This is a genomic window from Trinickia terrae (assembly GCF_005144415.1).
Taxonomy (GTDB): domain Bacteria; phylum Pseudomonadota; class Gammaproteobacteria; order Burkholderiales; family Burkholderiaceae; genus Trinickia_A; species Trinickia_A terrae.
Window position 1 is genome coordinate 608,422 of sequence record NZ_SWJE01000001.1, and the last position, 25,202, is coordinate 633,623.

26 protein-coding genes and 3 pseudogenes are annotated in these 25,202 nt (G+C 63.9%); 13 read left to right on the top strand and 16 right to left on the bottom strand.

Annotated features, from left to right (window positions below; translation table 11 throughout):
* Nucleotides 1-20: 20 nt before the first annotated feature.
* The 3 genes from FAZ69_RS02735 to FAZ69_RS02745 form a co-directional block, all read right to left on the bottom strand.
* A complete protein-coding gene (locus tag FAZ69_RS02735) occupies nucleotides 21-1,490 on the bottom strand; it encodes a DUF8689 domain-containing protein (protein WP_206171166.1) in 1,470 nt (489 codons plus the stop codon).
* A 286-nt stretch (nucleotides 1,491-1,776) separates the two neighbouring features.
* On the bottom strand, nucleotides 1,777-2,310 hold the full coding sequence (locus FAZ69_RS02740; RefSeq protein WP_136892385.1) for an A24 family peptidase: 534 nt from the start codon (nucleotides 2,308-2,310) through the stop codon (nucleotides 1,777-1,779).
* Nucleotides 2,311-2,418: 108 nt separating this feature from the next.
* Entirely contained in the window at nucleotides 2,419-2,595 is a 177-nt protein-coding gene (locus tag FAZ69_RS02745) for a Flp family type IVb pilin (protein WP_136892386.1), read from the bottom strand.
* 67 nt (nucleotides 2,596-2,662) lie between these two features.
* Here FAZ69_RS02745 and FAZ69_RS02750 point away from each other — a divergent pair, with 67 nt between their 5' ends.
* Both FAZ69_RS02750 and FAZ69_RS02755 read left to right on the top strand, forming a co-directional pair.
* Nucleotides 2,663-2,956, top strand: a complete 294-nt coding sequence (locus tag FAZ69_RS02750; RefSeq protein WP_136892387.1) for a hypothetical protein — start codon at nucleotides 2,663-2,665, stop codon at nucleotides 2,954-2,956.
* Between the two features lie 654 nt (nucleotides 2,957-3,610).
* Nucleotides 3,611-5,059, top strand: coding sequence for a sigma-54-dependent transcriptional regulator (locus FAZ69_RS02755; protein WP_136892388.1), 1,449 nt, complete (start codon nucleotides 3,611-3,613; stop codon nucleotides 5,057-5,059).
* Nucleotides 5,060-5,293: 234 nt separating this feature from the next.
* Here the strand turns inward: FAZ69_RS02755 and FAZ69_RS33725 are convergent.
* Nucleotides 5,294-5,704 (bottom strand): annotated as a pseudogene (locus tag FAZ69_RS33725) (IucA/IucC family protein); the annotation flags it as partial.
* A gap of 65 nt (nucleotides 5,705-5,769) precedes the next feature.
* Between FAZ69_RS33725 and FAZ69_RS34175 the strand changes: the two are divergent.
* Nucleotides 5,770-5,898 carry a hypothetical protein gene (locus FAZ69_RS34175; protein ID WP_255451493.1) on the top strand — a complete coding sequence of 43 codons (129 nt, stop codon included), beginning with the start codon at nucleotides 5,770-5,772 and terminating at the stop codon, nucleotides 5,896-5,898.
* Nucleotides 5,899-5,986: 88 nt separating this feature from the next.
* Here FAZ69_RS34175 and FAZ69_RS02765 read toward each other — a convergent pair whose 3' ends face one another.
* The 4 genes from FAZ69_RS02765 to FAZ69_RS02780 all read right to left on the bottom strand — a co-directional run bounded on the left by FAZ69_RS02765 (nucleotide 5,987) and on the right by FAZ69_RS02780 (nucleotide 7,541).
* Nucleotides 5,987-6,334 (bottom strand): hypothetical protein, encoded by a 348-nt coding sequence (locus FAZ69_RS02765; protein ID WP_136892389.1) that lies wholly within the window; start codon nucleotides 6,332-6,334, stop codon nucleotides 5,987-5,989.
* The gene (locus FAZ69_RS02770) at nucleotides 6,331-6,804 is read right to left on the bottom strand and encodes a hypothetical protein (RefSeq protein WP_136892390.1); all 474 of its coding nucleotides are present in this window, start codon (nucleotides 6,802-6,804) and stop codon (nucleotides 6,331-6,333) included. Before FAZ69_RS02770 ends, FAZ69_RS02765 begins: the two co-directional genes overlap by 4 nt.
* Nucleotides 6,805-6,909: 105 nt before the next feature.
* Nucleotides 6,910-7,242: a hypothetical protein gene (locus FAZ69_RS02775; RefSeq protein ID WP_136892391.1), complete on the bottom strand. Its 333-nt coding sequence runs from the start codon at nucleotides 7,240-7,242 to the stop codon at nucleotides 6,910-6,912.
* A 32-nt stretch (nucleotides 7,243-7,274) separates the two neighbouring features.
* The gene (locus tag FAZ69_RS02780) at nucleotides 7,275-7,541 is read right to left on the bottom strand and encodes a hypothetical protein (protein WP_136892392.1); all 267 of its coding nucleotides are present in this window, start codon (nucleotides 7,539-7,541) and stop codon (nucleotides 7,275-7,277) included.
* A gap of 1,012 nt (nucleotides 7,542-8,553) precedes the next feature.
* On the opposite strand from FAZ69_RS02780, the gene FAZ69_RS02785 reads away from it, so the two are divergent.
* Nucleotides 8,554-10,176: an AAA family ATPase gene (locus tag FAZ69_RS02785; protein WP_136892393.1), complete on the top strand. Its 1,623-nt coding sequence runs from the start codon at nucleotides 8,554-8,556 to the stop codon at nucleotides 10,174-10,176.
* A 97-nt stretch (nucleotides 10,177-10,273) separates the two neighbouring features.
* A pseudogene (locus FAZ69_RS33535) lies at nucleotides 10,274-10,366 on the top strand (IS6 family transposase); the annotation flags it as partial.
* Nucleotides 10,367-10,505: 139 nt separating this feature from the next.
* Here the strand turns inward: FAZ69_RS33535 and FAZ69_RS02795 are convergent.
* Entirely contained in the window at nucleotides 10,506-11,360 is an 855-nt protein-coding gene (locus FAZ69_RS02795; protein WP_136892394.1) for a helix-turn-helix domain-containing protein, read from the bottom strand.
* 167 nt (nucleotides 11,361-11,527) lie between these two features.
* On the opposite strand from FAZ69_RS02795, the gene FAZ69_RS02800 reads away from it, so the two are divergent.
* Nucleotides 11,528-13,771, top strand: coding sequence for an NADP-dependent isocitrate dehydrogenase (locus tag FAZ69_RS02800; RefSeq protein WP_136892395.1), 2,244 nt, complete (start codon nucleotides 11,528-11,530; stop codon nucleotides 13,769-13,771).
* A 74-nt stretch (nucleotides 13,772-13,845) separates the two neighbouring features.
* On the opposite strand, the pseudogene FAZ69_RS02805 reads toward FAZ69_RS02800, so the two are convergent.
* The 4 genes and pseudogenes from FAZ69_RS02805 to FAZ69_RS02820 form a co-directional block, all read right to left on the bottom strand.
* Nucleotides 13,846-14,253: pseudogene (locus tag FAZ69_RS02805) on the bottom strand (LysR substrate-binding domain-containing protein); the annotation flags it as partial.
* A gap of 297 nt (nucleotides 14,254-14,550) precedes the next feature.
* Nucleotides 14,551-16,026 (bottom strand): NCS1 family nucleobase:cation symporter-1, encoded by a 1,476-nt coding sequence (locus FAZ69_RS02810; RefSeq protein WP_136892397.1) that lies wholly within the window; start codon nucleotides 16,024-16,026, stop codon nucleotides 14,551-14,553.
* 158 nt (nucleotides 16,027-16,184) lie between these two features.
* Complete coding sequence (locus FAZ69_RS02815; protein ID WP_136892398.1) at nucleotides 16,185-16,385, bottom strand: 5-oxoprolinase subunit B family protein; 201 nt, start codon at nucleotides 16,383-16,385, stop codon at nucleotides 16,185-16,187.
* Between the two features lie 193 nt (nucleotides 16,386-16,578).
* Nucleotides 16,579-17,013 carry a VOC family protein gene (locus tag FAZ69_RS02820; RefSeq protein WP_136892399.1) on the bottom strand — a complete coding sequence of 145 codons (435 nt, stop codon included), beginning with the start codon at nucleotides 17,011-17,013 and terminating at the stop codon, nucleotides 16,579-16,581.
* Nucleotides 17,014-17,173: 160 nt separating this feature from the next.
* Here FAZ69_RS02820 and FAZ69_RS02825 point away from each other — a divergent pair, with 160 nt between their 5' ends.
* Nucleotides 17,174-18,046, top strand: a complete 873-nt coding sequence (locus FAZ69_RS02825; protein ID WP_136892400.1) for a LysR family transcriptional regulator — start codon at nucleotides 17,174-17,176, stop codon at nucleotides 18,044-18,046.
* A 24-nt stretch (nucleotides 18,047-18,070) separates the two neighbouring features.
* Here FAZ69_RS02825 and FAZ69_RS02830 read toward each other — a convergent pair whose 3' ends face one another.
* A complete protein-coding gene (locus FAZ69_RS02830; protein ID WP_169708530.1) occupies nucleotides 18,071-18,712 on the bottom strand; it encodes a hypothetical protein in 642 nt (213 codons plus the stop codon).
* Nucleotides 18,713-18,739: 27 nt separating this feature from the next.
* Entirely contained in the window at nucleotides 18,740-20,134 is a 1,395-nt protein-coding gene (locus FAZ69_RS02835) for a selenium-binding family protein (protein ID WP_136892401.1), read from the bottom strand.
* A 314-nt stretch (nucleotides 20,135-20,448) separates the two neighbouring features.
* Here FAZ69_RS02835 and FAZ69_RS02840 point away from each other — a divergent pair, with 314 nt between their 5' ends.
* From FAZ69_RS02840 to FAZ69_RS02860, 5 genes are all read left to right on the top strand, one after another.
* Nucleotides 20,449-20,817 (top strand): nuclear transport factor 2 family protein, encoded by a 369-nt coding sequence (locus FAZ69_RS02840; protein ID WP_136892402.1) that lies wholly within the window; start codon nucleotides 20,449-20,451, stop codon nucleotides 20,815-20,817.
* Nucleotides 20,818-20,851: 34 nt separating this feature from the next.
* Nucleotides 20,852-21,265, top strand: coding sequence for a hypothetical protein (locus tag FAZ69_RS33730; RefSeq protein ID WP_240702075.1), 414 nt, complete (start codon nucleotides 20,852-20,854; stop codon nucleotides 21,263-21,265).
* On the top strand, nucleotides 21,259-21,735 hold the full coding sequence (locus tag FAZ69_RS02850; RefSeq protein WP_136892403.1) for an RbsD/FucU family protein: 477 nt from the start codon (nucleotides 21,259-21,261) through the stop codon (nucleotides 21,733-21,735). The genes FAZ69_RS33730 and FAZ69_RS02850 overlap by 7 nt, the downstream gene beginning before the upstream one ends.
* A 152-nt stretch (nucleotides 21,736-21,887) precedes the next feature.
* On the top strand, nucleotides 21,888-22,322 hold the full coding sequence (locus FAZ69_RS02855; protein ID WP_136892404.1) for a DoxX family protein: 435 nt from the start codon (nucleotides 21,888-21,890) through the stop codon (nucleotides 22,320-22,322).
* Nucleotides 22,323-22,423: 101 nt separating this feature from the next.
* The gene (locus tag FAZ69_RS02860; protein WP_136892405.1) at nucleotides 22,424-22,696 is read left to right on the top strand and encodes a hypothetical protein; all 273 of its coding nucleotides are present in this window, start codon (nucleotides 22,424-22,426) and stop codon (nucleotides 22,694-22,696) included.
* Between the two features lie 49 nt (nucleotides 22,697-22,745).
* Here the strand turns inward: FAZ69_RS02860 and FAZ69_RS02865 are convergent, their stop codons facing one another.
* Nucleotides 22,746-24,197 (bottom strand): MFS transporter, encoded by a 1,452-nt coding sequence (locus FAZ69_RS02865; RefSeq protein ID WP_136892406.1) that lies wholly within the window; start codon nucleotides 24,195-24,197, stop codon nucleotides 22,746-22,748.
* 286 nt (nucleotides 24,198-24,483) lie between these two features.
* On the opposite strand from FAZ69_RS02865, the gene FAZ69_RS02870 reads away from it, so the two are divergent.
* Nucleotides 24,484-25,185, top strand: a complete 702-nt coding sequence (locus FAZ69_RS02870; protein WP_136892407.1) for an AIM24 family protein — start codon at nucleotides 24,484-24,486, stop codon at nucleotides 25,183-25,185.
* The last annotated feature ends 17 nt before the right edge of the window (nucleotides 25,186-25,202 follow it).

The following is a 25,202-nucleotide window of genomic DNA, read 5'->3' on the forward strand; positions in this document are numbered from 1 at the left end:
AGCATCGGTGCCCGGTCACTTCAAGCCGGGTCGGCGCCCAGCTCGCGCTGTGCGCTTTCCGTCGACGGGTTCTGGATGACGGGGCTCGCGCCGAGTCCGCTCGTGTTGGCAAAGTAGCTCAGCCAGGCGCGGCGCAGCGTTTCCGGCGATGCCTTGGCCGGCTCTTCGCGATACAGCGCATGCGCGACGACGAGGCTCAGGAGATCGCGCGGATAGCAGGCAAGCAGCGCCCGCCGTGCGGGGTAATGCAGATGGTTCAGCAGGTAGCCGAACGCTTCGTCGTCCGACGCCACTTTCAGCTCGCGGCACAGCCGCTCGTACATCGCCCGGTAGTCGTGCTCGGCGAGCGCGCCGATGTACAGCTTCGCGCCGAGCCGCCGCAGGAACGCTTCGTCGCCGAGTTCGCTCGGCGTGAAGTTGCTCGAGAAGGCGAGGCGGACGTCGAACGGCAACGTGAAGCGCATGCCGGAATTCAGCGTCAGCGTGTCGCTGCCGCGCCCGAGCGGCGTGATCCAGCGGTTGAGCAGCTCCTGCGGCGAGACGCGCTGACGGCCGAGGTCGTCGACGATGAACAGCCCGTTGTTGGCTTTCACATGGCTGGGGGCCTGGTAGAAGCCGGTAGTGCGGTCGTAGCGCAGCTCGAGCATGTCGAGCATGAGCTCGCCGCCGACTTTCACCACCGGCCGGCGGCAGCGCTGCCAGCGGCGGTCCGGCTGGATTTCGCTGGTCATGTGCCGGGGCGTTTCGACCGGCACATGCACGAGCGAATCGAAGATCTGCACGATCTCCCGCTCGACGGCGATGGCATACGGAACGGAGATCGTGCCCGGCAGCAGCCTGGCGAGATTCTCGGCGAGATAGGTCTTGCCGCCGCCCGCCGGACCGTAGAGCAGCAGGGGGCGGCCCGTATTCATCGAGCCGCCGACCTCGTCGACGAGGTCCGCGCTGATCGTCAGGTCTTCAAAGGCGGCGTGCGCGTAAGCACGGGATACGCGCACGAGCTCGACCGATTGCGCCGCGATCGCCGCGTTGTAGTCGGCGAGCGATACCGGCGCGGGGCCGACGTAGGCGCATTTTTCGATGTAGACGCGCGCGCGGTCGCGGCCTTCCTCGGTCAACTGGTAGTGCACGTCGAAGCCTGCGCCGCCGCGCCGGGTGATTTCGAGCAGCCGGTTGCGGATCATGAAGACGGTGACTTCCTCGATCACGGGAATCGGCAGCTTCAGCGTGTCGACCAGTTGGGCCAGCTCGACCGTGCCGCGTGCGAATGCGACCTTGGCGATCAGCTCCACCAGCATCGACATGTCGAGGCCGGTCTCGGCGACCGTGCGCGGCGCGCGCTGCAGGGCGGCGGAGGGCAGTTGAACGTCCCGCTCAACCGCGCGGCGCGCGGTATCGGCCGCGCCCTGCGAGTGTGTTGCGTTCTCCGCGTTCAGGCGGTCCCACCAGTTAGCGGCCGTCAGATCGGCCGGCTCGATCGCTTCGCTCATCGCACATCCCCCGTGTTTGTGGCTAGCCTCTGCTAAGAAGGCTCAATCCGGTTCGCCCTGCGTTGCGTCGCTGCGCACTCCCGCGCGATCCGGTTAGCCGGTGTCTCTCTTCGTGGAGACTTCGGCCGGTTTCGTTGTATCTGCGGCGGCGCTCTGATTGCCGGCGCCGCCGCGCCCCCGTTGCCATGCTTCTCTCGCACTTCCCCCGTACTTCCGGCCGTGTCCCCGGCCGTTGCCCCCGCCGCTCTCCCTGATGCTTATCGTTTTTCGTCGCCTGCCGACGCCGTCAGACGCTTACGAACAGCACGCAGACCGTCCCGACCGCAATCGCGACGCCGTACGGCAGCGATCCGACCGACGGCCTGACGCTGTGCCGCATGCCTCGCGGCGCGTCGCCCGGCTGCGCGGACATCGTGATCAAGGCCGACATGGCATTCGTCACGCCGTCGCGCACCCGCCGTCTTTGAATCATGGCGATCACGGCAAACACACCGCCGATCGCTCCCGACACCAGCGCGATTTCGAATGCGCCGATCCCTCCGCAAAACGCACCGACTGCCGCCATCAACTTCACATCGCCTGCGCCCATCATCCTCATCAGGTAGCCCGGCAGAAACAGCAGGCCGCCGGTCAGGCAGCCCGCCAGCCACAGCCCGGCGCCGTGAGCCAGGCCGTGCAGCGCGCATTGCACGGGTAGTGCCAGCGCGAGTGCCGACGTCACGAGCCAGTTGGGAATGCGCCGCGTGCGCAAGTCCGAGGCCATCGCAATGCTGACGAGCAGCACGACGCAGGGTCCGATGGGAAAGGGCACACCGTTCATGGCAGGCTCCGGTCGATGAGTCGAATCCGTTCGCTGGGAGGATTGCCGCCGCTGTGCATCGAAATGCAGAGCGGGCGGCAAGTCCTCGCCCGCGAGGTCGTGCAACGCTCAGGCGCCGCCCGTCGGCACCTTGGTGCCGATGTAGTTGAACAGCGATTGGAGGTTGGTACCGATCACGGTCGCTCCCGCGATGATCATGATCGAGATCAGCCCTGCCAGCAGACCGTATTCGATCGCCGCCGCACCGTCTTCGTCGCGCACAAACTGTTGAATCAAGCTCTTCATGCTAGCCCCCGTCAGAGATAGGTCGAACGTTCGACCAGAGCCCGCAGCCGCAAAGGAGGACTGCGGAGTGCAAACCGTCCACAAGGGACGGGAAATGACGAAATCACCGTTTGTTGCCGCGGCGATTTCGCTTGCGGGCTCTGAGGCAATGGCTGTGCCATGGGTGCGCAAACCCTTGTCGCGGCTGGGGCTGGCGGGTGGCCGCCGGGCTGCCCCAGCATGTGGGAAGCAGGCGATGTTTCATTTCCGATACATGGCCGAAATGGCATGCCGGAATTCGACAGACTTAAAACACGCGATTGACGGGGAGGAGAAAAACGTTTGCGAAACATCACAAATGCTTGCTGTGCGTGGTTTATAACGAACCGGCGGGGATTACGGCGAATTGCGCGACCTCGGGGAAACACGGACGGACCAACTTGTCTCAGGTCTGAGACGACCGGGGAATGGGCATCGGCAAAGGCTCCGCGCTGCGATCTCAAACGCTCCTGCGCGCCGCGCGCGCGGCGCTAATTCATTTACCGCGGTCGTAATGTTGGAATGCTCACATAGCGAAATCGAATTACGGTTCCACAGTGGTATTTGTCTGAATGTCGTTTTTATCTATGGCAATTTTAGACGGGGTGATCTAAGTTAAGTCCCATGCGCCGGTTAGAGCGCGAATTGCACGTCACTGCAATATGAGGGTTGGAAAACGGGGATTCAAAATGACGGACAAAAAATCGCACGATCGCACGATTTGTTCCGCACCCGCGCGAGCCGGCGTTGACGCCGCCGCGCCTGCCGCTTGGCCGCATGCGCGGCACGGCAGCAAGCCGCCTGTGCGCGAACCGCTCCCCAAGACACGACAACCAGGCCGCGCAGACGGCTCGCCAGTGCATTTTTGATGCGTGTGCCACGGCGCCCCTGGGTCCTGGGCGCGCCGTGATCATTCAAAACCAGTAGTCATCGATGCACGCAGCGCGCATGAAAGCCAGTTTTCACGGCGGGCGCTTGGCATCGGATCGGGGGCACCATGAATACCGTCACGATTCCGTCCAGCGCGGAACGCACCGTCCTTTATGTATCGCCGAAGCCTGACGCGTGCAGCGTCGACTCGCTCGAGGCGGCCGGCTGGCACGTCGCGCATGCTAAAACGACCCAGCAGGCCGAACGGATGCTCGAGCGCAGCGCCGCCACGGTCGGCCTGATCGTGCTGCCGCCCGAGGGCACGCAGCAGCAGCTCTCCGAGCTGGCCGCGTGCGCGACGCGCACCGACGTCACCTGGGTCGCCCAGGTGCAGCCGGGGCAGGCGGAAAGCGAGCCGGTCCGGCGCTTCATCCTCGACTACTGCTTCGACTTCGTGACGCTGCCGTGCCTGGACGAGCGGCTCGTCTTCGTGCTGGGGCACGCGCATGGGCTGTCGCGGCTGCGCGAAAGCGTGGTGGCGCCGCAGCTCGATCTCGGTTCGCACCAGATGATCGGCCAGTGCGACGCGATGCTTCACCTCTGCCGCGGCATCGACAAATGCGCGCACACCGGCGCGCCGGTCTTCGTCGCGGGCGAATCCGGCACCGGCAAGGAGCTGACGGCGCGCGCGATCCACGACCGCTCCTCGCGCGCAGGCAAGGCCTACGTGGCGATCAACTGCGCGGCGATTCCGCCGACGCTCTTGCAATCCGAGCTCTTCGGTCACGAGCGCGGCGCCTTTACGGGCGCGCTGCAGCGCAAGATCGGCCGCATCGAGTCCGCCGACGGCGGCACGCTCTTTCTCGACGAAATCGGCGACATGCCGCACGAATGCCAGGCGGTGCTGCTGCGCTTCCTGCAGGAAGGGACGATCGAGCGCGTCGGCGGCAGCGGCCCGATCCAGGTCAACGTGCGCGTCATTTCCGCGACGCACGTCAATCTGGAGGCCGCGGTGGCCGACGGACGCTTCCGCGCGGACCTCTATCACCGGCTCTGCGTGCTGCGGCTCGCCGAGCCGCCGCTGCGCGAGCGCGGCCACGACATCAAGCTGCTCGCGCTCCATGCGCTGGCGATGCACCGCAAGGACGGCGCGCGCAAGATTCGCGGCTTCTCGAGCGATGCGATCACGGCGATGTTCAACTACAACTGGCCGGGCAATGTCCGCGAGCTGATCAACTGCGTGCGCCGCGCCGTCGTGATGGCGGAAGGGCGGTTCATCACCGCGGCCGATCTCGGCCTGCCGGATGCCCCTTGCCAAACGGGCCGCACGCTCGCGGAGATCCGCAACGACGCGGAGCGCGCGGCCGTGCAGGAGGCGCTGACGCGGCATGCGTACAGCCTGTCGGGCGCTGCGGCCGAGCTCGGCATTTCGCGCGCGACGCTCTACCGGCTGCTGAATTCGATCGGCTTGCGTTCGGAGCAACCGGCGATGAAGGACCTGCGTCTCCTGGATGCGGAAGCCGGACAGAGCGCGAATGCCCGCGCGCCGCGCTGCGCCGAGCACGTATCCCATTAGCCGCAGGCCATTCATAGCGGCGTCTTCGCCCGCTCGATCACGCAAGCCGTGCAGGCGGCGGCGCTTCTCGCCGACGCCGCCGCCGCCGCTGCCGGCGGCGTCCGCAACGCCCTGCGGTACCAGTCATGGAAATGCCGTATGCCGTCCTCCAGCGGCGACTGATACGGTCCGGCGTCCGTCACGCCGCGCGATGGGCTTCGACAAACTCGCGCTCGAACGAAGCGATCTCGTCTGGATGAAATCGCAGATCGCCGGCGTCCACGACATGTAGTACGGCGACAGTCCGCGCATGAACCCCATGTTCAGGATCGACAGCGATGTTTTCAAGTAGCGCTTGTGCCGGTTCGTGACGTTGAAGAACGCGCGGATCGATTGCTGCGCGAGGTAGCGGTCGTCGCCGTAGCCGAGGCAGATGATCCGGTTCGTCGCCACGTAGGACGCAAAGCAGATCGACAGCTTGTTGAACCACTGCCACGGGTGCGCCGGCATCAGGTGGTAGTCGGCGACGTCGCATCCGTGCGATTCGATCGTCGCCTGGAAGCGGTCGAGCGTCGCCGCGCCGAGTTCTTCGTTCATGAGGCGGGTGTAGTCGAGATCCGCGGAGCAGTGGAACGCGGCGTTCTCCTTGTGCACTGCGAGCCAGAGAGCTGGTCGTGCCGGCCGTGAACTGCGTGTAGACGAGCAGATGCATCGCGTCGAGGCGCTTGGCGATGCGCGCCCACAGCGGCAGCGTCATCGACAAGGTGATGAACCGCCGGTACTGGGAATTCCAGTACGCCGACTACGTCAAGCCGGGCGATCCGCGCATGCTGAGCCTCAACGCGAAGATCGAATTCTGAGCGAGGGTTTCAGGGCCTGTGATTCAAGTGAACAGGCCCTGGCAGGCTGTTGAAAAGCGCGTCGTTTTGTTGAGAACCTGTGCGCTATTTAAAGCGACTGGCTGCGTGGCCGTGTGCCATTCCGGTTCGAAGCAAACGCGTCGAGCGCCTTGTAAGCGACATTGCCCAAGTTGGAACGGAATACGCTCAGGATAGCGGCCTGGGCACTTCGGGCTGTGACCGTATTTCCTTGCTCTTCGTCTCTGACTGCGTTCCTGAAACTTGTCTTGACGACCGTTCCCGTAATGGCAATGCCGCACTCGGTGGCATTGCCGACCTCGCGGATGAAATCCATATCGCGCCGCACCCGCGCCTCCACGGCCTTGACGAAGGCGTCGGGGCGGGTTTGCTTCAGGTTGGTTGACTCCTGGGTCAATACCTTTTCGGCCCAGCTCACCCGCGCGGCTCTTCGGACTTCATCGTGACCTCGGGAATACGCCGGCACAGTGCTTCGATCGAATTCACGTCGTTGCGGCCGAGCTCCATCTTCTTGGCGTGCAGCTTGCCGGCGACTTCGGACAGCGGCGCATCCAGCCCGTGCAGCGACCAATCGCCGCGCGGCCCCCAGAATTGCTGCTCGTCCAGCAGTTCTTCCAGCGTGGTCTCCACAATAGGCCGATCCACTGCGGCGGCAAAATTGTTGACGAACTGGGTTTTGCCCACGCCGCCTCGGCTTGTCAGAAAGACAGCCGGCCGGCTCTCGTCGCCCAACTTTTCGAAGAAGACGGTTTTCAGTTGGTCGGCCGTGGATTTCGGGAAAAAGTCGGCCAATCCATCGAGTTTTTTCCGGACTGCAGGGCTCTTGAGCCATTCACTATCGTGCTTTGTCACCATCTTCGAGCCAACCAGCGTTTCTCGCCGTGCCATCGACAGCTCGATTTGCGCCAGTCCGCTCGTACCGTTGGCCGGGTGCAGCCATTGGGCGATGTGCGAATCGATGGTGCTGATCTTGCCTCGAGTCAGGGGATCGAGTTATCGAGCGACGTAATCTCGAGTTTCATCCATCAACTTCAGGTGCACCTGATTCTTGGATCCGTATGGATCGAGTTCCATGCGGGGGCGCCGCGATGCGCGCACTTGGTTAATCACATTGTGCACGGCGGCCTGGGTGCCTTCATACACGGATTCACCCAGCGTGTGCATGACCTGCGAAGTCACGATGCTGCTGGAGCTCAGCCCGCCCGGTGCTCTCTGGACCGGGTGTCTTGCCGCCGCGACGTCGTGTCGGCAATCATGCCTGCCGTCTTGTTGATGCCATACCTGGCAAGCGCCGTGAAGCGCCGTGGTGGTATCGCTGGCGGCCATGGGCCATGGCCGGCGCAGTCGACTTGATCGGGCTATGACTGGAAGCAGACCAGAACGCATCCAGCGTCTTGCTGAAATCGAAAGACGGCGGCTCGTCGTAGTACTTGGCTGCAAGCCGCGAGCGAAAACGGCTTTTCGGCGGGTGCTTGCTCGCCCGATGCCTGTTCTTCGGCGAGGGGTTGCTCGCGGACGGTTTCACTCGCTTCTGCCTTCTGCTCGATCGACTGCGGCAGGCCCTTGCCCTTGGCAAGCGCGGCAGCCTGCTGCGCCTCGATCGCGGGGATCACCTTGGTGCGCACGCGCTCGGGGACACGATGCCCGATGACACAACATACCGTGCGGCCTTGAGACGGTCGTCCATTCCGGACAGTCCACCCGCCATGCCGGAGGCCGGCTGGCGAGCCTGCCGGGATGGGCGCGTCGGCGCGGTGGAAACGTGTTCGGACGGGTCCTCGGAAGGAGAAACAGTCGCCGATGAAGACGACGCCTTTATCTTGGCGGCGCCTGACATATTTCCTCTGCGATATTGACGAAAATTCTCTGCAAATCACGATATGAAAGAGCCTTGTTTTGCCATACCTTTGCCGCGAAGATTAATTCGAAGAAACGAAGCGGCTGCCGTTCGATTATGCTGGGCGGGTAATTGAGGCAAGCGTGCTCGCTCCATTAACTCGGCGCTCACTTCTAAATCGCGATCGCAAATATCGTCAGCCGATCTCGACCGTCGCGATGCGTTGGGCTCGGCCATCAGCTGAAAACGATTCCGCTCTTCGCAAAACAGAACATGGATTCGTCGTATGAAATTAATTTTTATTTAATAAGAATAAAATTCATTTGACAGTATGCGAGGAAATTTTTGAATCGCGATTTCTTATGGAATTCAGAGCTTTGGCGGAATGGCGGCGATATACGTGTGCATCACCACAAGTCAGCGGATCCATGGAATTCACGATAAAACGGCCGCCGCACTGGCTAACGCTTGCAACTAAGAAGCCTTGAAAAATGACGCTTGAGGGTTTTTTGATTTCGACCGCTCCTGTTGAGGAGGGGCTGCATAACTAATTTTTCGTGGTGTCGGACCTTTTGTTTGATTTTAATATGGCATATCTTGCGCTATTTTAGTCAATCAACAAACATGGAGCCTAACGCACTGAAAATTAACTTCGAGCTCTTTCGGGTCAACCGGAGTTCGTAGAATTTTGCCAACATACCCTTAAGAAAATTATTCAGAAGGGAAAGCAGGACCGATCGACGGATCAAGCGGTGCCACCTTCCTATGATTGAAATTATTAATAACGCGAGGTAATTTAAATGTCGGATCTTAAAATGCCCGGCGCTTTTCCCTACCCCACCCAAACCCCACAGGAAATACATGCCGAAGACAATTCGGAAAGACGTCAAGTGGCAGCACCTATCTCTTCTACAGACTCACGGCTTCAAGCATTGACAGGTGGCAAGACTTTCGTGCCGCTGCGCAACCGGCAGAAAGCGAGATTGGATCAAGTAAAGGTCCAGCCTGGAACGTTCGCTCCCAGGCGTTTGGGGATCAACCTAGTCAAGGGCGTCGGCGACGCTCTTCAGGAGGCTACGGGTACGGCGATTGGCGCCGGCCTTGTCACATATGCAGCCTCGAGCATGCGTAATCCCGACACGGACAACTCCAACAATGCAATCACTCAGGCAGTTACGGCTTCCTTCGCCGTTGCGGCGACCAACCTTGTTAAAAACTCAATTTCGACGATCGTCAACCAACGTACTCTGGACGAACGTGGAGCGCATGAAGAAACCTATGCGAAGTTGAAGAAGGATATTACGCCGGAGTACCTGGCGCGATACCCGGAAGATATCAAAACGGCTGCTCGTGCGACAATGGAGGAAATTGACCATGCGATTCGCTTTGGGACGCAAAGCGCAACGTGGCTGGATTGGAAAATCAAGCATCTGCAACTCGTAATACTGAGTAGGCCGCTCGAAGCTAAAAATCTAATGAGCCAGGCACCTCAGGATAAGCAACGGCGAGCTGCTGCGCTTGAAAAGCTCCTGAGCGATTATCCAGAAAAAAATCATGGCATCATCGAGACGATGGTGCAGAAAATACAGGCAAATTCCGTCAGGAACGAACCTCAGCGGGTGCAGGCTTACCTATACGGCCCAGCGGGGACCGGCAAGACGAGATTCGCTCGCGAACTCGCCAAGGTATTGGATGTGCCGCTCGTGACCGTCAAAATTCCGGCGAAGAATCTTGACAGCATACTGGGTACCCAGTGGGACGTATCGTCTTATACACCGACTACCCAAGATTCAGAGATTATAGGCGAGCTACCGCTTAAGCTAATCAAAGCTGGATGCACGAACCCGATTGTCTTGATTGATGAACTTGAATTGACAGGGAATAATCTCAACGATCTTAAACTTTTGCTGGATCCGTCGAAGAAAGAGCTGAAGATCGGCGGCTACGACGCGAACCTCGACTGGAGCCGCGCGACGATTCTAATCGGGAGCAACGATCCATTGGAAAACGAGGCGCTCCAAACCAGAGTTTCCCAGATCGTATTCGACAACGTGTCCAATGATGTTAAAAAGAGTGTGGCTCAGACGCAATTTAATAAAACTGCGCTCGTATACGCTGGCGATCTTACGCACGCTCAGAACCAGCGTCTCGTTAGCACCTGCAACCACTACCTGGATGAGCTCATTGCGCTGGACAACGAGAATTTCCCCGGCGTACGTTTTCTGGAAAGCGTATCGGAGAACCTGGTGCATTTGGTCGCCAAGGGGTTAAACGATGGCAAACCCAAAACCACTAATGAAATTCGATACAACTTACAGATGCAGTATGCACAGGCCAAGGGTAAGCCTGAGCCGGGCGCGGACATCTTGCTACCTTCCGATCGTGACAGCCGTCTGCGGATGGCGCGACGCGAGGAATCGTAAGGTGCGCGGTAGTTCGCGCTTTTTGCAGAATCTTGTTTCCGGTTCCCCATGCCACCGGCTGACCTGACATCGGTATATCCCGGCCGCCGGTCAAAACCGTGAGACGCTCATCAAGATCCGCGAGTCCAAATATCTCAACAACCTCGTCGAGCAGGACCATCGGGCGATCAAGCGGCGCGCCCGAACCATGCCGATCGGTTCCACGAACTCGCAACGTGAGCTGTCCTTTTCATATCGATCATCTTTGTCCGTGTGCCTTCCCGCGACAAGACCTAATAAAGTCTCTTGCGGGACACTGCACCAGGGCCTGTTATTAGCGTGAACAGGCCCTAAGACGCCGCCTGGGATTCGGCACGAGCACGCAGCGCTCGAGCGGTCTCCTCGTCGGCGGGGAAGAAGGCCTCGATCGCCAGCTCGGACAGCGTCACGTCGACCGGCGTGCCGAACACCGTCGTCGTGCTGAAGAACGACAGCACGCCGAGATCGGTCGCGAGACGGAACGGCACGGCGATCTGATTGACGTCCGAGGGGGCGTCCTGCTCGTGCGCGCCCGCATGCGGCGGCGCGGGGTATGCGCTCAACTCGCCGGCGAGGGCGGCCAGCGCGGCATCGCCGCTCGCTTCGGCCTGGCGCTGCACGCGTCCGATCACGTGCTCGCGCCACGCGTGCCAGTTGATGATATGGGGCGCGAGGCCGTCGGGGTGCAGCGACAGGCGCAGCACGTTGACCGGCCCCGTCAGCAGCTTGGGATCGGCGCGCGCGACGAGCGGCGCGACCGCGCGGTTGGCGGCGACCATCGTCCAGTGGCGGTCGACGGCAAGCGCCGGATACGGCTCGTGACCCTTCAGCACGAGATCCACGGCCTGCCGCGCGGCGGCGAGCTGCGGGTCGGAGAGCGGCCGCTCGCGAAAGAGCGGCGCGTAGCCGGCCGCGACGAGCAGCGCGTTGCGCGAGCGCAGCGGCACGTCGAGCCGCTCGGCCAGATGCATGACCATTTCGCGGCTCGGCAGCGCGCGCCCCGATTCGACGAAGCTCAGATGCCGCGTCGAGATCTCGGCTTCGGAGGCAAGCAGCAGCTGGCTCATGCGGCGGCGCTGCCGCCATTCGCGCAGCATGTCGCCGACCGTGCGGCTGGCCGCCGCTGGGGCGGAGGAAGGGGGCAGGGAGGCGGTCAAGGTGCTCATGCGGGGGATGATAGTCAATCGGAGCGGGGTTTCCATTACCTCATAAGTAAGGGAATCGGACCGATTTCAGATCCGATTAAAGCTCATGAAAGCAAATTGAGGCAAAATTCTAAAGTTTCAGCCCGTCTGCGACGTTCCTCAACCTGTTTCTCGTCTTGAGCCAAGCAATGAGCACCCAGCAATCCACGATCATCTACACCCTGACCGACGAGGCGCCGCTTTTGGCGACCAGCGCCTTCCTGCCGATCATCCGCACCTTTGCTGCGCCGGCGGGCGTCGACGTCATCACCAGCGATATTTCCGTGGCGGGCCGTATCCTGGGCGAGTTTCCGGAGTTCCTGAGCGAGGAGCAACGCGCGCCCGACAACCTCGCCGAGCTCGGCCGCCTCACGCAACTGCCCGACACCAATATCATCAAGCTGCCCAACATCAGTGCATCGGTGCCGCAGCTCGTCGCCGCGATCAAGGAGCTGCAAGGCAAGGGCTACAAGGTGCCGGACTATCCGGAAGACCCGAAGACCGAAGAAGAGCAGGCGATCCTCCGGCGCTACTCGAAGTGTCTCGGCAGCGCGGTGAACCCGGTGCTGCGCGAAGGCAACTCCGACCGCCGCGCGCCTGCCGCCGTGAAGAACTACGCGAAGAAGCATCCGCACAGCATGGGCGAGTGGAGCATGGCTTCGCGCACCCACGTGGCGCACATGAAGCACGGCGACTTCTACCACGGCGAAAAGTCGATCACGCTCGACCGTGCCCGTGAAGTGCGCATGGAGCTCGTCACGAAGAGCGGCGAGACGATCGTGCTCAAGCCGAAGGTCAAGCTGCAGGACGGCGAGATCGTCGACAGCATGTTCATGAGCAAGAAGGCGCTCGTCGCGTTCTACGAAGACCAGATGGAAGACGCGCGCAAGACCGGCATCATGCTCTCGCTGCACGTGAAGGCGACCATGATGAAGGTCTCGCACCCGATCGTGTTCGGTCACGCGGTGAAGGTGTTCTACAAGGACGCGTTCGCGAAGCACGCCAAGCTGTTCGAGGAACTCGGCGTGAACGTCAACAACGGCATGGTCGATCTGTACACGAAGATCGAGACGCTGCCGGAATCGAAGCGCGAAGAAGTGATCCGCGACCTGCACGCATGCCATGAGCACCGTCCGGCGCTCGCGATGGTCGATTCGGCCAAGGGCATCTCGAACCTGCACGCGCCGAACGACGTGATCGTCGACGCGTCGATGCCCGCGATGATCCGCGCCGGCGGCAAGATGTGGGGCGCCGACGGCCGCCCGGCCGACACCAAGTGCCTGATTCCGGAAAGCACGTTCGCGCGCATCTATCAGGAAATCGTCAACTTCTGCAAGACCAACGGCGCATTCGACCCGACCACCATGGGCACCGTGCCGAACGTCGGCCTGATGGCGCAGAAGGCGGAGGAATACGGCTCGCACGACAAGACTTTCGAGATCCCGCAAGACGGCACGGCGCGCATCGTCGACAACGCCACGGGCGAAGTGATCGAAGCGCTCACGCAGCAAGTCGAGCAAGGCGACATCTGGCGCATGTGCCTCGTGAAGGACGCGCCGATCCGCGACTGGGTGAAGCTCGCCGTCACGCGCGTGCGCAACTCGGGCATGCCGGCTGTGTTCTGGCTCGACCCGTACCGTCCGCACGAAGCCGAGCTCATCAAGAAGGTCGAGACCTACCTGAAGGACCACGACACCACGGGCCTCGACATCCACATCATGTCGCAGGTGCGGGCGATGCGTTACACGCTCGAGCGCGTCGCGCGCGGCCTCGACACCATCTCGGCCACCGGCAACATCCTGCGCGACTACCTCACCGACCTGTTCCCGATCATGGAGCTCGGCACGAGCGCCAAGATGCTCTCGATCGTTCCGCTGATGGCGGGCGGCGGCATGTACGAGACGGGCGCGGGCGGCTCGGCGCCGAAGCACGTCCAGCAGTTGAAGGAGGAGAACCACCTGCGCTGGGACTCGCTCGGCGAGTTCCTCGCGCTGGCCGTGTCGCTCGAAGATCTCGGCATCAAGAGCGGCAACAGCCGTGCCAAGCTTCTCGCGAAGACGCTCGACGCCGCGACCGGCAAGCTGCTCGACAACAACAAGAGCCCGTCGCCGAAGACGGGTCAGCTCGATAACCGCGGCAGCCAGTTCTACCTCGCGATGTACTGGGCGCAGGAGCTGGCCACGCAGACCGAGGATGCCGAACTGGCCGCGAAGTTCGCGCCGCTCGCCAAGACGCTGACCGACAACGAGAAGACCATCGTCGGCGAGCTGTCGGACGTGCAGGGCAAGCCGGTCGATATCGGCGGCTACTACCAGCCCGACTTCGACAAGCTCGCCGCCGTGATGCGTCCGAGCAAGACGTTCAATGCGGCGCTGGCGGCGGTGAACGGCTGATGTAATTTGCTGTAGCTCGTGTTTCAGAAGGCCCCCGTGCGGCATCCGCTGTCGTGCGGGGGCTTTTCATTTTCCTATCGAGCGCTTTCTCCTTCACGGCCCGCTTCCGCCAGCATCCATTCGCGCAATTGCCGCAGCGCGCTCGAGCTTTCCAGGCGCTCGGGCTGATAGCACAGGTAATGCCCCTGTTCCTCGACGTCGATGGCGACATCCGGCGGCTCCACGAGCGTGCCGTTCACGAGGTTGTCGCGCACGAGAAAGCGCGGAACCAGTGCAACCCCGAGCCCCGCCTGCGCGGCCTGGATCAACACCGAGTACCGCTCGAAGCGCGTGCCCGCCAGCGCCTGCGCCTGATTCACGCCGTAGCGCGCCGCCCACTTGATCCACACGATTTCGGCTTGCCCGTGCAGCAGCCGCTCCGCCCGCGCGACGTCGTCCGGCGCACGTAGCGGTTGGTGGCACGGATAGTCGGGCGCGCAGACGAGTGACCGCCGACATGGGTTTGATTCGAGGCCGAGGCGACCACGAGCCGCGTGCGCTTCGGCGGTTCGGCGTGCGATGACGCTGGAACCGAAAGACCGCTACGGCCAACAGGACTGAGTGCGCTTCGGCCGAGGCCGTCCGCCCAGGACGCGCTTTTGGTTACTTTGGGCAAGACCAAAGTGACCCCGGTCCCGGGGAGGGACGGACTATACGGAACGCTGCGAATTCAAAGTTGCACGACGAATTCAAAGTTGCCCGAAACCCTAAACGACAAGAACAAAAACCCCAAAAGCCAACTACAACCGCCGCGCCACCCGCATCATCGCCGTATAGATCACGGCGCCCGCAGCCGCCCCGATCAGCCAGCCGAAGTTGTTGTCCGGCAGCACGCGCAGCAGCTGCGTGCACAGCTCCCAGCCGATCGAAATGACGCCTGACAGCACGAGCGCCGCCAGGCCCACGCGATTCCATCCGCCGTCGTAGTAGAAGCGCCCTTCGGGCGCCATCGTGTAGAGCTGGGCCGTGTCCACCTGCTGGCGCTTCACGAGATAGAAGTCGGCCATCATCACGCCGTACAGCGGCGCGAGCACCGCGCCGAACACGCTGACGAAGACCGTGATCGCCTTCGGGCTGTCGACGAAGATCCACGGGCAGACGAGCACGGCCAGGATCGATGCGATCAGGCCGCCTTTCTTGAAGTCCACGTGCTTGGCGAACAGGTTGGCGATGTCGTACGCGGGCGAAACGAAGTTGGCGACGATGTTGATCCCCATCGTCGCGACGATGAAAGTCACGCTGCCGAGCACGACCGCCACCTTGTTCTGGATCTTCCCGACGATCGCGACCGGGTCCATGATCATCGAGCCGAATACATGCGCGCTGCCCGACGTCACGATCACCGTGATGATCGCGAACACGACGAAATTGACTGGAAGCCCGAGGAAATTGCCGACCTTCATCTGCGCCTCGCTTCTCGCGAAACGCGAGAAGTCGCCGAAATTCAGCAGCAGCGCCGCGAAATAGCTGATGACGAGCAGGATGGCGTTGCCCATGCTCGCGAGCTGCTCGCCGGCGGAGAGCACCTTGCCGCCGAGCGTGAGGCTCAGGCTGCCGAGTCCGGCTTGCGACAGGATCCACGCCATCAGCACGAACATCACGACGTACACGGCCGGGCCGCAGAAGTCGATGAAGCGGCGGATGGTCTCCATGCCGCGCTGGAAGATGAAAAGCTGGAACAGCCACATGAAGAGGAAGCTGAACCAGCCGAGGCCGTCGAGCCGCAGGAAGCTCACGTCGCGCCACGACGCAACCGCGGGCACGAAGACCAGCAAGAGCGTGGCGACCGCCTTCGACGCGAAGTAGGTCTGCACGCCGTACCAGACGATGCCGACCACGCCGCGGATGATCGCCGCGAGGTTCGCGCCCATCACGCCCATGCTGACGCGGGCCATCACCGGGAACGGGATGCCGTGCTCGAAGCTCGGCTTGCCGACCCAGTTCATCAGCACGAACACGCAGAGGATGCCGATGGCGAGCGCAAGCAGCACCTGCCAGCCCGAGATGCCGAGCAGGAACAGGCTCGCGGCGAAGGTGTAGCCGCCGACGCTGTGCACGTCGGACATCCACATCGCGAAGATGCTGTAGCTCGTCCAGGTGCGCCGGTTGCGCGGCACGGGCGCGAGATCGCGGTTGAAGAGGCGCTCGTCGGCGCCGGCAATGGTGCCGTCGGGGCCGTAGGGCGAATGGCTGTCGAGCGGAGGAGACGCGGACATGACACCCCCTTGCAAATGGACGGCCGGTCGGAAAGGCAGGAAGCGGGCCGGCTGCGCTGCGCGGTCCGGCGCGCTTGCCGCCGGGGCCGGATGAATTGCAGACCAGACTACTCGGTATTTTTTTATTTCACCACTGAAGAAAAAAACGCGGGCGCCGGTCACTCGAGCCCGCTCTTCGCGGTCTCTTTCACGCGCAGCAGCACCAGCAGGCTGAGGGCAGCGCCGCCCGCGAGCATTCCGGCGAGCGCGTCGACGAGCGTTGCGAAGACAGGCTCGCCCTCCGGCGTCAGGTCATACGGCCGGTAGTGCACGCCGAGCGTCGTGAGCGCGGGCACGATCTCGACGGCGCCCGGCAGCACGGCAGCACGGCGGCGCGCAGGCGCGCTGCTGCCGCGCGCACGCTCCGGTTCGCGGCGGCCGGGTCGTGCGCGTCGAACTCCACGATCAGGCAGCAATCGCCGGAGGGCACGATGCGCCAGGCCGAGCCTCGCTCGATCTCGACGCCGTCCGGGCTGCGCGCGTTCATGACTGGCGGCTCGCCGGCGTTGCGCTTTACTTCGCGAACAGCGAGGCGATATTGGCGAACGCCTTGATCTCGAGCGCGTTGCCCGACGGATCGAGGAAGAACATCGTCGCCTGCTCGCCGACTTCGCCCTTGAAGCGGATATGCGGCTCGATGATGAAGGACACGCCGGCGGCGGTCAGCTTGTCCGCCGCCGCCTGCCATTGGTCCATCGGCAGCACGACGCCGAAGTGGCGGACCGGCACGGCGTCGCCGTCGACGGCGCTCGTCTTGCGGTGGCCCACTTCCTCGGGCGCGAGGTGCGCGACGATCTGATGGCCGTAGAAGTTGAAATCGACCCAGTCGTCGGCGCTGCGGCCCTCGGGGCAGCCGAGCAGATCGCCGTAGAACTCGCGCGCGGCGGCGATGCTGTGCACCGGAAACGCAAGGTGGAAGGGACAAAGGACGGCGGTCGTATTGCTCATGATGGGCCTTGTGGGTGAGAAAGCGCGCTGTGCGCGCGGTCCGGCGTGAATCCGGCGTAAAGCGGAGTCATGTCATGGAGGCCAGTCTAGTAATGACAAAAACCCGTGAATAACGATATCTTTTTGGCCTGAGCAACAAAAATTTCGATCAATCGATGCCATGCTGCGCGAACTGAAAACCTTTCTTGCCGTGGTGCGCTACGGCACCTTCGCGAGCGCGGGCTCGCATATCGGTCTCACGCAATCGGCGGTCAGCGCCCAGATCCAGCGGCTCGAGGACGATCTCGGCTTCCCGCTGTTCGACCGCACCGGCCGCTCCGCGACGCTCAACGCCGCCGGCCGGCAGGCGGTGGAGGTCGCCGAGGAGCTGTTGTCGGTGTATGGAAAGCTCGGGGGCCGCGGCGACGCGGCGGAGCGTTTCGGCGTCTTGCGCATCGGCGCGATCGCGTCGGCGCAAACCTCGTTCCTCATCGAGGCCATCGCGCGGTTCCGGCGCGACGCGCCCGGCTGGCGGGTGCGCGTGATTCCCGGCGTGTCGCTCAATCTGCTCGCGCAGGTCGACGCGGGCGAAGTGGATGCCGCGGTGATGATCAAGCCGCCATTCGCGATGCCGGCCGAGCTCAAGTGGCGCACGCTGCTCGCCGAGCCTTTCGTCTTGCTGGCGCCGCGCGAGCTCGCCAAAGAGCCGTGGCGCGAGCTGCTGCGCTCGGAGCCCTTCATCCGCTACGACCGGAATTCGTTCGGCGGGCGTCTCGTCGATCGCTTCCTGCGCAAGGCGCGGCTCACGGTGCAGGATGCGGTCGAGCTCGACGAGCTGCAGGGCATCGTCGGGCTCGTCGCGCAAGGCGCGGGTGTCGCCATCGTGCCGCAATCGTCCGCGCTGCGGATTCCGCGCACGGTCGCGACGATCGCGCTCGGCGAAGAAGGTTTTTACCGCGAGATCGGTCTTGTCGAACGGAAAAGCCTGAGTCAGCAGGCGGCGACCGCGCGGTTCGCCGAGTGCCTGTGCGCGGTCGCCGGCGTGAAGGTGTGAAGGCGTGAGGGCGTGAAGTTGGTCTCAGCCGCTCGCGATGAGCACGGCGCCCGTCGTGGCGAGCGCGCCGCACCAGAGCCAGTCGAAATTGATCCAGCCGCGCCGCAGGACGCCGAGTCCCAGATATTCGTACGCGGCGAGCGCGATCGCCGCGGTCGTGGCGAGCGTCACGACGGTATGGGCGACGGTGAATTGCAGCGGGATCAGCAGATTCGAGGCTGAGCCGAACCCCGAGCCCGCGCCGCACAGCGGCAGCATCGCCGGCATCAGCATGAGCCCCGCGCCGTGCATCGCCGCCATCGCCGCGGACCATGCCGTGAGGCCCGCGAATCCCGCCGTCATGCCGACGCGCACCCGATGCCGATGTCCGTACAGATGCCGATACAGCGCCCAGCCGATCAGCAGCGCGCCCAGGCACAGATTGAGCGGCAGCGCCGCCCGCCATGCGCCGAGCGCAGCGGCGGAGCTCGTGAAGAGCAGGATCGCCGCCGCGTGCCCGAGCGCGAGCGGCGGCAGCGCCATCAAAAGCGCGGCGCGGCTGCCGCGCTGCATGCCGAGCGCGGTCGCGAAGAGCCAGCCCATTGCCGGATTGACGCCGTGAAAGACGCCGCTGCCGACGATGGCCGCCCACGTCGCGGCCGATCCGCTGTCGAAGAGGCTGTTCACGATGCTCTCGTTCTCGCGCGCATGGCGTCACGGATAGCAATACGAATCGGACGACGCGTCGCCGCCTTCGAGACGGATCTGGTGCGGCCGGTGCGTCTTCGGCCATTCGATGAAAAACCGCTCGTCGAACGACAAGCCGCCCGCGGGCGAGGCGTCGAGCTTCACCATCCAGCCGTCGATGCCGTCGGGATAGAACTGCTCGTCGATCGCGCCGTAGAGCGAGTTCGTGAAGTAGACGCGGCTGCCGTCGCGGCTCACCTCGACCATCTGCGGCCCGCCGTTCAGCTTGCGAGCGCCGGCTTTCGGATGCGTCGCGCGCGCCGCGATGCCGCCGATGCGCACGCTGCCCGTGAGCTTCGGCGCGTGCGGATCGGACACGTCATACTGCTTGAGGTCGCCGGTGCCCCAGCACGACACGTAGAGAAAGCGGTCGTCGAGCGATAGCGCGATGTCCGTCACGAGCGGCGGCACGGCGCCGAAGCCTTTGAGCATTGGCGGCAGCAGGTCGGGGTCCGCGGGCTCGGCCGGGATCTCGATCACCTTGCGCGCGGCCCATTGGCCGCCTTCGCGGTACCAGGTCCAGATCGATGCGGACAAGTCCTTCAAGCTGATCACCGAGTTGACGAAGCCGTAGGCGCGCGTCGGATTGTGCGCGGGACGCAGCTCGAATACGAGCTGGTTCTCCGCGCCGAAATCGATCACCTGCTTGTGCTTGCGCGTATGCAGGTCCCAGAAGTGCAAACGGTGGCCGTATTGCCCGCCCAGCAGCACCTCGGGCACGAGGCCGTTTTCGAAGGTGGCGGGCAGCCCCCATTCGCTCGTCACCAGCGTGTCGTAGCCGAGATGCCACCAGCCGTCGTAGGCGAGCTGCTGCGGGCCGCGGTCGATTTCCCATTGGCCGCGGATGTCGAAAGTCTGGTGGTCCATCAGGAAGATGCCGCCCGGCGCTTCGCCCTGCGCGTTCGCGAGCGACACCACGTAGATGCCCTCGGGCCCGCAATGGACCGTATGCGGCCGCGTGTAGCCCGCGCGCTCGGCCACTTCCGCGGGCTCCAGCACGCGCACGATCTGCGGATGGCGCGGGTCGGGCTTCGTGTCGAGGACGTGGATGCGCGACGAGCGCAGCCCGGGCACGACGAGATAGCGCCGCTCCGAATGCGGATGCGGCGCGTTCGGGCACAGGCAGGAGCTGCAGGCGTTCCAGCCGAAGTGATGGAGCTCGTCGCCGAGGTTCGGCATCACCACGCGGTTGACGATGCGGGCGTAGTCGGGCGAAGCGGAGTCGAGGTCGACGATGTCGAGCGCGTCGGGCGTCTGCCGCGTGGGATCGAAGCTCGCGACATAGGCAAGCGTTTCCTTGGGGGCGCTGCCCGCCAGGCGTGCGGACGGATAGAAGGTCGGATCGGGCTTCCAGGTTGGCATCGAGAGTCTCCTTCCAGATGCAACGTTCAGTATGGAAACCGGCTGGCAACGAGCCGGTGAACCAGTGTCGGCAATCCGCGGGCCAAGCCGAACGAATTTTTTCGAATATCGATATTGCTGCGCCGAAGAAGCGCATCGAGCGCTCGATGCCGCTCCCATCCGCATGTCTCGCGAGAGCGGCGGGCAAAAGCATTACCTCCCGCGTAATCGACCCGCCGCGCGCCTTCGCCGATCCTTCGTCTCAAGCGAGCCGCAATCGCCTCGCGAACCTCGAACGATCTCGACTCACCGCATCCCTTTTCAAGGAGCCCGGCATGAACCCGCATATCGAATTGATCGACCGCTACTTCGAAGCATGGAACGAGCCTGACGCCGCGCATCGGCGCGAGCTGATCGCTTCGACCTGGGCCGCCGAGGCCTCCTATGCCGATCCGCTTCTGACCGGCGATGGCCACGACGGCATCGACGCGATGATCCGCGCCGTCCACGAGCGCTTCCCGCGCCACACGTTCCGCCGCACGACCGACGTCGACGGCTTCGGCAACCGCCTGCGCTTCTCCTGGGAGCTGCGCACGCCCGACGGCGACGCGATCGTCAAGGGCTCGGACTTCGGCGTCGTCGACGCATCGGGGCGGCTCGCCGCCGTCACCGGGTTTCTCGATGCAGCGCCGGGCATGGCGTGAGATGAACCGCTAACGAAACAAGGAGAACCGCATCATGGCCGAGCCCATTGCCTTCGTCCGCTTGCGCGCGCAGCGTTCGCTCGATGCGCTCTCGAGCACGGTCGCCGGTTTTGCGCTGCTCGCGGGAGGACGGCTCTTCGCCTTCGCCGCCTACGCGTCGCTGCGTGAGCCGGTGCTGGGAGCGATGGGGCTCGTGCTGCTGGCGCTCGTCGGCTGGACGAGATGGATGCTGCGAGCGCAAACAGCGGCATCCCAGGGATCGGGACGCGTTGGAAGCTGCCGGGAAATAATCGCGGCAACGCGTTGTGATGACGCTGTGCGAGGGGTACGATGCCTGCGAACCCGCGCTCCGCTTTTGCGGTGCATTGCACAAAACAACGGAGAAGACAGTTTGAACACGACCTACACGCGCAATCGTTCGAAGTGCTCCGGGGAGGCCGCGTGCTGAAGAACCTGGACCCGCTCTTGAACGCCGACGTGCTGCACGCGCTGAGCTCGATGGGGCACGGCGACGAGGTGGTCATCTGCGACGCGAATTTCCCCGCCGATTCCGTTGCGCGCGCAACGGTGCTCGGCAAGCTGCTGCGCCTCGACGGCGCGGATTCGGCGCGCGCCGTGCGCGCGGTGCTGTCGGTGCTGCCGCTCGATACCTATGTCGACGCGCCTGCGATGCGCATGGAGGTGGTCGGCGAACCCGGCACCATTCCCATCGTGCAGCGCGAGGCGCAGGCCGAAGTGAATACCGCCGAAGGGCGTGACGTGCCGTTTGCGTCGATCGAGCGCCACGCGTTCTATGCGCGCGCACGCAAAGCCTACTGCGTGATCGCGACCGGCGAGCTGCGCGGCTACGGCTGCTTCGTCTTCACGAAGGGCGTCATCCTGGCTCCGGACTCGCCCGCGCCGGCCTCGCCACGCTGAATGCGCTCGCGCCGGCGCCACGCGATGCGTTTCCCGCCGCTTGGCGGCCGCGTTGAACTCGCGCGGCGTGCGCAGGTCGATGCAGAACGCGCTTGTCGGGCGTGTCGTTTTTACAAGCCATTCTTCATTCGATTGATTCCAGGAGCCACCTCATGACGCGTCCCGTCGATTCCGGCGTTATTTTCATTGCGCGCGTCGCGCTTGCGATCCTGTTCCTCTGGAGCGGCGTGATGAAACTGCTGGGGTATGCGGGCTTTGTCGGCTATTTGCAAGCGAAGGGCGTGCCGTTCGTACAGGTCGGTGCGCCGCTCGCCGTGGCAGTCGAAGTGCTGGGCGGCCTGTTCCTGGTGCTCGGCTTCAAGATCCGGCCGCTTGGCATTTTCATGGCGGTCTACTGCATCGTCACCGCGGTGCTCGGCCACGACTTCTGGAACGTGAGCGATGCGGCCATGCAGCGTGACATGCTGATTCACTTCTGGAAAAACGTGGCGATGGCCGGCGGCTTTCTGCTGCTGTTCGTGACGGGCGCCGGCGGCCTCAGCATCGACGGCGCGCGCACCCCGCGCGGAGGACGCGGGCTGCGTTGAGCCGGGCCGCCCCGCGCCCTGGGCCTGTTGTTAGTGTGAGCAGGCCCTAGCACAGCGCTTGCTTGACATCGGGGATCGAGCGCTCTGGACGGAGGGTAGCGATGATTCTGAACTTCGAGCACGTGATCGGCGGCGAGAAGATGTCGTTTTGCGCAAGTCTCGGCGAGGGGGAGTCGAAGCATCGCGTGATCATCAGCCGCGAGGATTCGGCGGAGACGCTGGTGGTCCTCGATGCGTCCGGATTGTTCGGTGCGATCCGCGCCGAAATCGAAGCGCCCGACGTGCTGCTCGCCGACGCGATCCGCAAGACGAAAGACGAAGGACTGATCGAGCGCGCGCTCGACACGGGCGCGATTCAGAACGCGACGCTCTAAGGCTTGTCACTATTCGTATGAAGAGGCCTTGGGCCTCGCCCATCGCACGCTATTCCCCGCGACCGGACGGCGCCACGGCGGCAGCCGGCCGAACCGGTTCGCGCCGATGCGAGTGCGGATGAATGAAGCAGGCAAGCACACCGCCCGCCACCAGCAATCCCGCGGCAATGAGCGCCGACACCTGCAAGCCGGACACCACGTGCGAGGCGGCTTCGCTGCTCGCGAGCGCGCCGAACGCCGCGACGCCGACCGCGCCGCCCGCCTGCCGTGCGGTATTGAGCACAGCCGATGCCGTGCCGGCGCGCTGAGGCTCGACCGACGCGAGGATGGCCGTCGTCATCGCCGGCACCGCGAGGCCCATGCCCGACGGGATCAGCAGGAATGGAAACAACAGCGCCAGGGTCGGCGTGGCGGCCTGGGTCGCGCGGAGAAGGGCATAACCGAGCGCGGCGGTTGCCGCGCCCGCGATCATCGGCACGCGCGGGCCGTAGCGCCCGACCACCCAGCCGCTCGCGACGTTGGAAATCAGAAAGCCGCCTGTCAGCGGCAGGAACGCGAGACCGGCCTGCAACGGCGTATCGCCATGCACGCGCTGCAGGAAGAGGCTCAGCACGAAGACCATCCCGTAGTAAGCAAAATTGACGCAGACCCCGAACAGCACGGCGGCGCTGAACGTGGCATCGCGAAAGAGCGGCAGCGGCAGCATGGGCATGTCGCTCTTCGCCTGCACGGCGAGGAACGCGACGGTCGCGATCAGTGCGAGCGCGAAGCTTCCGGCAATCAGAGGATGAGCGAAGCCGAGCGGGCGCAATTCGATCACGGCGCCAGTGAAAGCGGTCAGCGCGACGATTGCGAGGCACTGGCCCGGCAGGTCGATGCCGCCGGTGCGCGCGTGCGTCGCCAAGCGCGGCCTCGGGGCCGGAGCAGGCACCCAGGCGAACGTGGCCAGCAGGCCCGCCGCGCAGATCGGCAGATTGACGAGAAAGATGCTGCGCCAGCCAAGCGCCGCGATCAGCAGGCCGCCCGCAATCGGGCCGGCCGCGATCGATACCGCGCCCGACGCGGTCCACAGCCCGACCGCGCGCGCCCGCAAGCGCGGATCGTGCCGGCATGCCTGATTGAGCAGCGCGAGCGAGTTCGGCAGCATCGCCGCGGCGCTGACGCCTTGCAGGGCGCGCGCGCCGATCAGCGTCGCCACGTTCGGCGCGAGCCCGCAGGCGAGCGAGGCCAGTGCGAAGAGCGCGATGCCGCCGGCGAACAGGCGCCGCGCGCCGAAGCGGTCGCCGAGCACGCCGCCCGAGAGCATCAGCACGGCGAACGCGAGCGTATAGGCATCGACGATCCATTGCAGTTTCGCGACGTCGGCGTGCAGGTCCGAGCCGATGCGCGGCAGGGCGATGTTGACGATCGTGACGTCGAGCTGCGTCACGACGAAGGCGACGCTCACGGTCGCGAGGATGCGGGCGATCGTGGGCGTGAAGATGGGCTGAGTCGTTTCCATGGGATTGGGCGCAGAAGGAATGAACCCATCGTAAGGCTCGCGCACGTGTCGACGTTTCGGGCTCGCCTGAATTGTCGATGCCGCATCGTTCGCCTGCGGCTGAATGGAACATAGGACGCTCGCAGCATCACATATGCCCATGGCGATCGATATCCGCTTCTTGCGCTGACAGTGGTGTTACGCTGGCCTCCGGCGCTTGCCGGGACCTGCGCCGGCGCGACCTTGCAAGCGCACGCGTCGCGCTTGCATCGTGCATGGATCGAATAGACAGACAGGGACCACAACGATGAACGAACTACCGCGTCTTTTGCCCACGGCGGCGTCCGATGAAAACTTCGGCGGCGTCACCTATCACATCGGCGGCGAGCTGGTGCCGGTGTTGTCGGTCGACGTATCGAGGCAGCCCGTGTACTTCGAGCACCACATCCTGCTATGGAAGCATTCGAATGTCCGGATCGGCATCAAGGCCGTCAAGGGGGCGGTCAAGCGGATGCTCGCGGGCATGCAGGTGTTCGTCACCGAAGCGAGCGGCGACGGCATCATCGCCTTCAGCCGCGACGGCGCCGGCCACGTGGTGCCGATTCACCTGCGCGCGGGCGAGGAGCTGCACGTGCGCGAGCATCAGTTCCTCGCCGCGACGTCCAATATCGAGTACACGTACGAGCGGATTCGCGGCATCGTGAACATGCTGTTCGGCCAGACGGGCTTCTTCGTCGACAAGTTTCACGGCCACGGCGGCGACGGCGTGCTCTGGCTGCACGGCTACGGCAACGTCTTCGAGAAGACGCTCGAGCCGGGCGAGACGATCGACGTCGAGCCCGGCGGCTGGCTCTACAAGGACCCGCAGGTCAAGATGGAGACCGTCATCGACCGGCTGACGAGCGGCATGTTCGGCGCCGGTTTCAACTTCACGGTGAATCGTTTCACCGGCCCTGGGCGGGTGGGGATTCAGTCAATGTATGTGAACAACGCGACGAGCGATCGATAGCGAAGGGCGGGGAGGCG

Excerpts from the sequence above, each read along its gene's own strand:
- FAZ69_RS02735 (WP_206171166.1), bottom strand. The coding sequence starts at position 1,490 with ATGAGCGAAGCGATCGAGCCGGCCGATCTGACGGCCGCTAACTGGTGG.
- FAZ69_RS02740 (WP_136892385.1), bottom strand. The coding sequence starts at position 2,310 with ATGAACGGTGTGCCCTTTCCCATCGGACCCTGCGTCGTGCTGCTCGTC.
- FAZ69_RS02745 (WP_136892386.1), bottom strand. The coding sequence starts at position 2,595 with ATGAAGAGCTTGATTCAACAGTTTGTGCGCGACGAAGACGGTGCGGCG.
- FAZ69_RS02755 (WP_136892388.1), top strand. The coding sequence starts at position 3,611 with ATGAATACCGTCACGATTCCGTCCAGCGCGGAACGCACCGTCCTTTAT.
- FAZ69_RS34175 (WP_255451493.1), top strand. The coding sequence starts at position 5,770 with ATGCGCGCCCACAGCGGCAGCGTCATCGACAAGGTGATGAACCGCCGG.
- FAZ69_RS02770 (WP_136892390.1), bottom strand. The coding sequence starts at position 6,804 with ATGGCACGGCGAGAAACGCTGGTTGGCTCGAAGATGGTGACAAAGCAC.
- FAZ69_RS02775 (WP_136892391.1), bottom strand. The coding sequence starts at position 7,242 with ATGGCCGCCAGCGATACCACCACGGCGCTTCACGGCGCTTGCCAGGTA.
- FAZ69_RS02785 (WP_136892393.1), top strand. The coding sequence starts at position 8,554 with ATGTCGGATCTTAAAATGCCCGGCGCTTTTCCCTACCCCACCCAAACC.
- FAZ69_RS02795 (WP_136892394.1), bottom strand. The coding sequence starts at position 11,360 with ATGAGCACCTTGACCGCCTCCCTGCCCCCTTCCTCCGCCCCAGCGGCG.
- FAZ69_RS02800 (WP_136892395.1), top strand. The coding sequence starts at position 11,528 with ATGAGCACCCAGCAATCCACGATCATCTACACCCTGACCGACGAGGCG.
- FAZ69_RS02810 (WP_136892397.1), bottom strand. The coding sequence starts at position 16,026 with ATGTCCGCGTCTCCTCCGCTCGACAGCCATTCGCCCTACGGCCCCGAC.
- FAZ69_RS02820 (WP_136892399.1), bottom strand. The coding sequence starts at position 17,013 with ATGAGCAATACGACCGCCGTCCTTTGTCCCTTCCACCTTGCGTTTCCG.
- FAZ69_RS02825 (WP_136892400.1), top strand. The coding sequence starts at position 17,174 with ATGCTGCGCGAACTGAAAACCTTTCTTGCCGTGGTGCGCTACGGCACC.
- FAZ69_RS02835 (WP_136892401.1), bottom strand. The coding sequence starts at position 20,134 with ATGCCAACCTGGAAGCCCGATCCGACCTTCTATCCGTCCGCACGCCTG.
- FAZ69_RS02840 (WP_136892402.1), top strand. The coding sequence starts at position 20,449 with ATGAACCCGCATATCGAATTGATCGACCGCTACTTCGAAGCATGGAAC.
- FAZ69_RS33730 (WP_240702075.1), top strand. The coding sequence starts at position 20,852 with ATGGCCGAGCCCATTGCCTTCGTCCGCTTGCGCGCGCAGCGTTCGCTC.
- FAZ69_RS02855 (WP_136892404.1), top strand. The coding sequence starts at position 21,888 with ATGACGCGTCCCGTCGATTCCGGCGTTATTTTCATTGCGCGCGTCGCG.
- FAZ69_RS02860 (WP_136892405.1), top strand. The coding sequence starts at position 22,424 with ATGATTCTGAACTTCGAGCACGTGATCGGCGGCGAGAAGATGTCGTTT.
- FAZ69_RS02865 (WP_136892406.1), bottom strand. The coding sequence starts at position 24,197 with ATGGAAACGACTCAGCCCATCTTCACGCCCACGATCGCCCGCATCCTC.
- FAZ69_RS02870 (WP_136892407.1), top strand. The coding sequence starts at position 24,484 with ATGAACGAACTACCGCGTCTTTTGCCCACGGCGGCGTCCGATGAAAAC.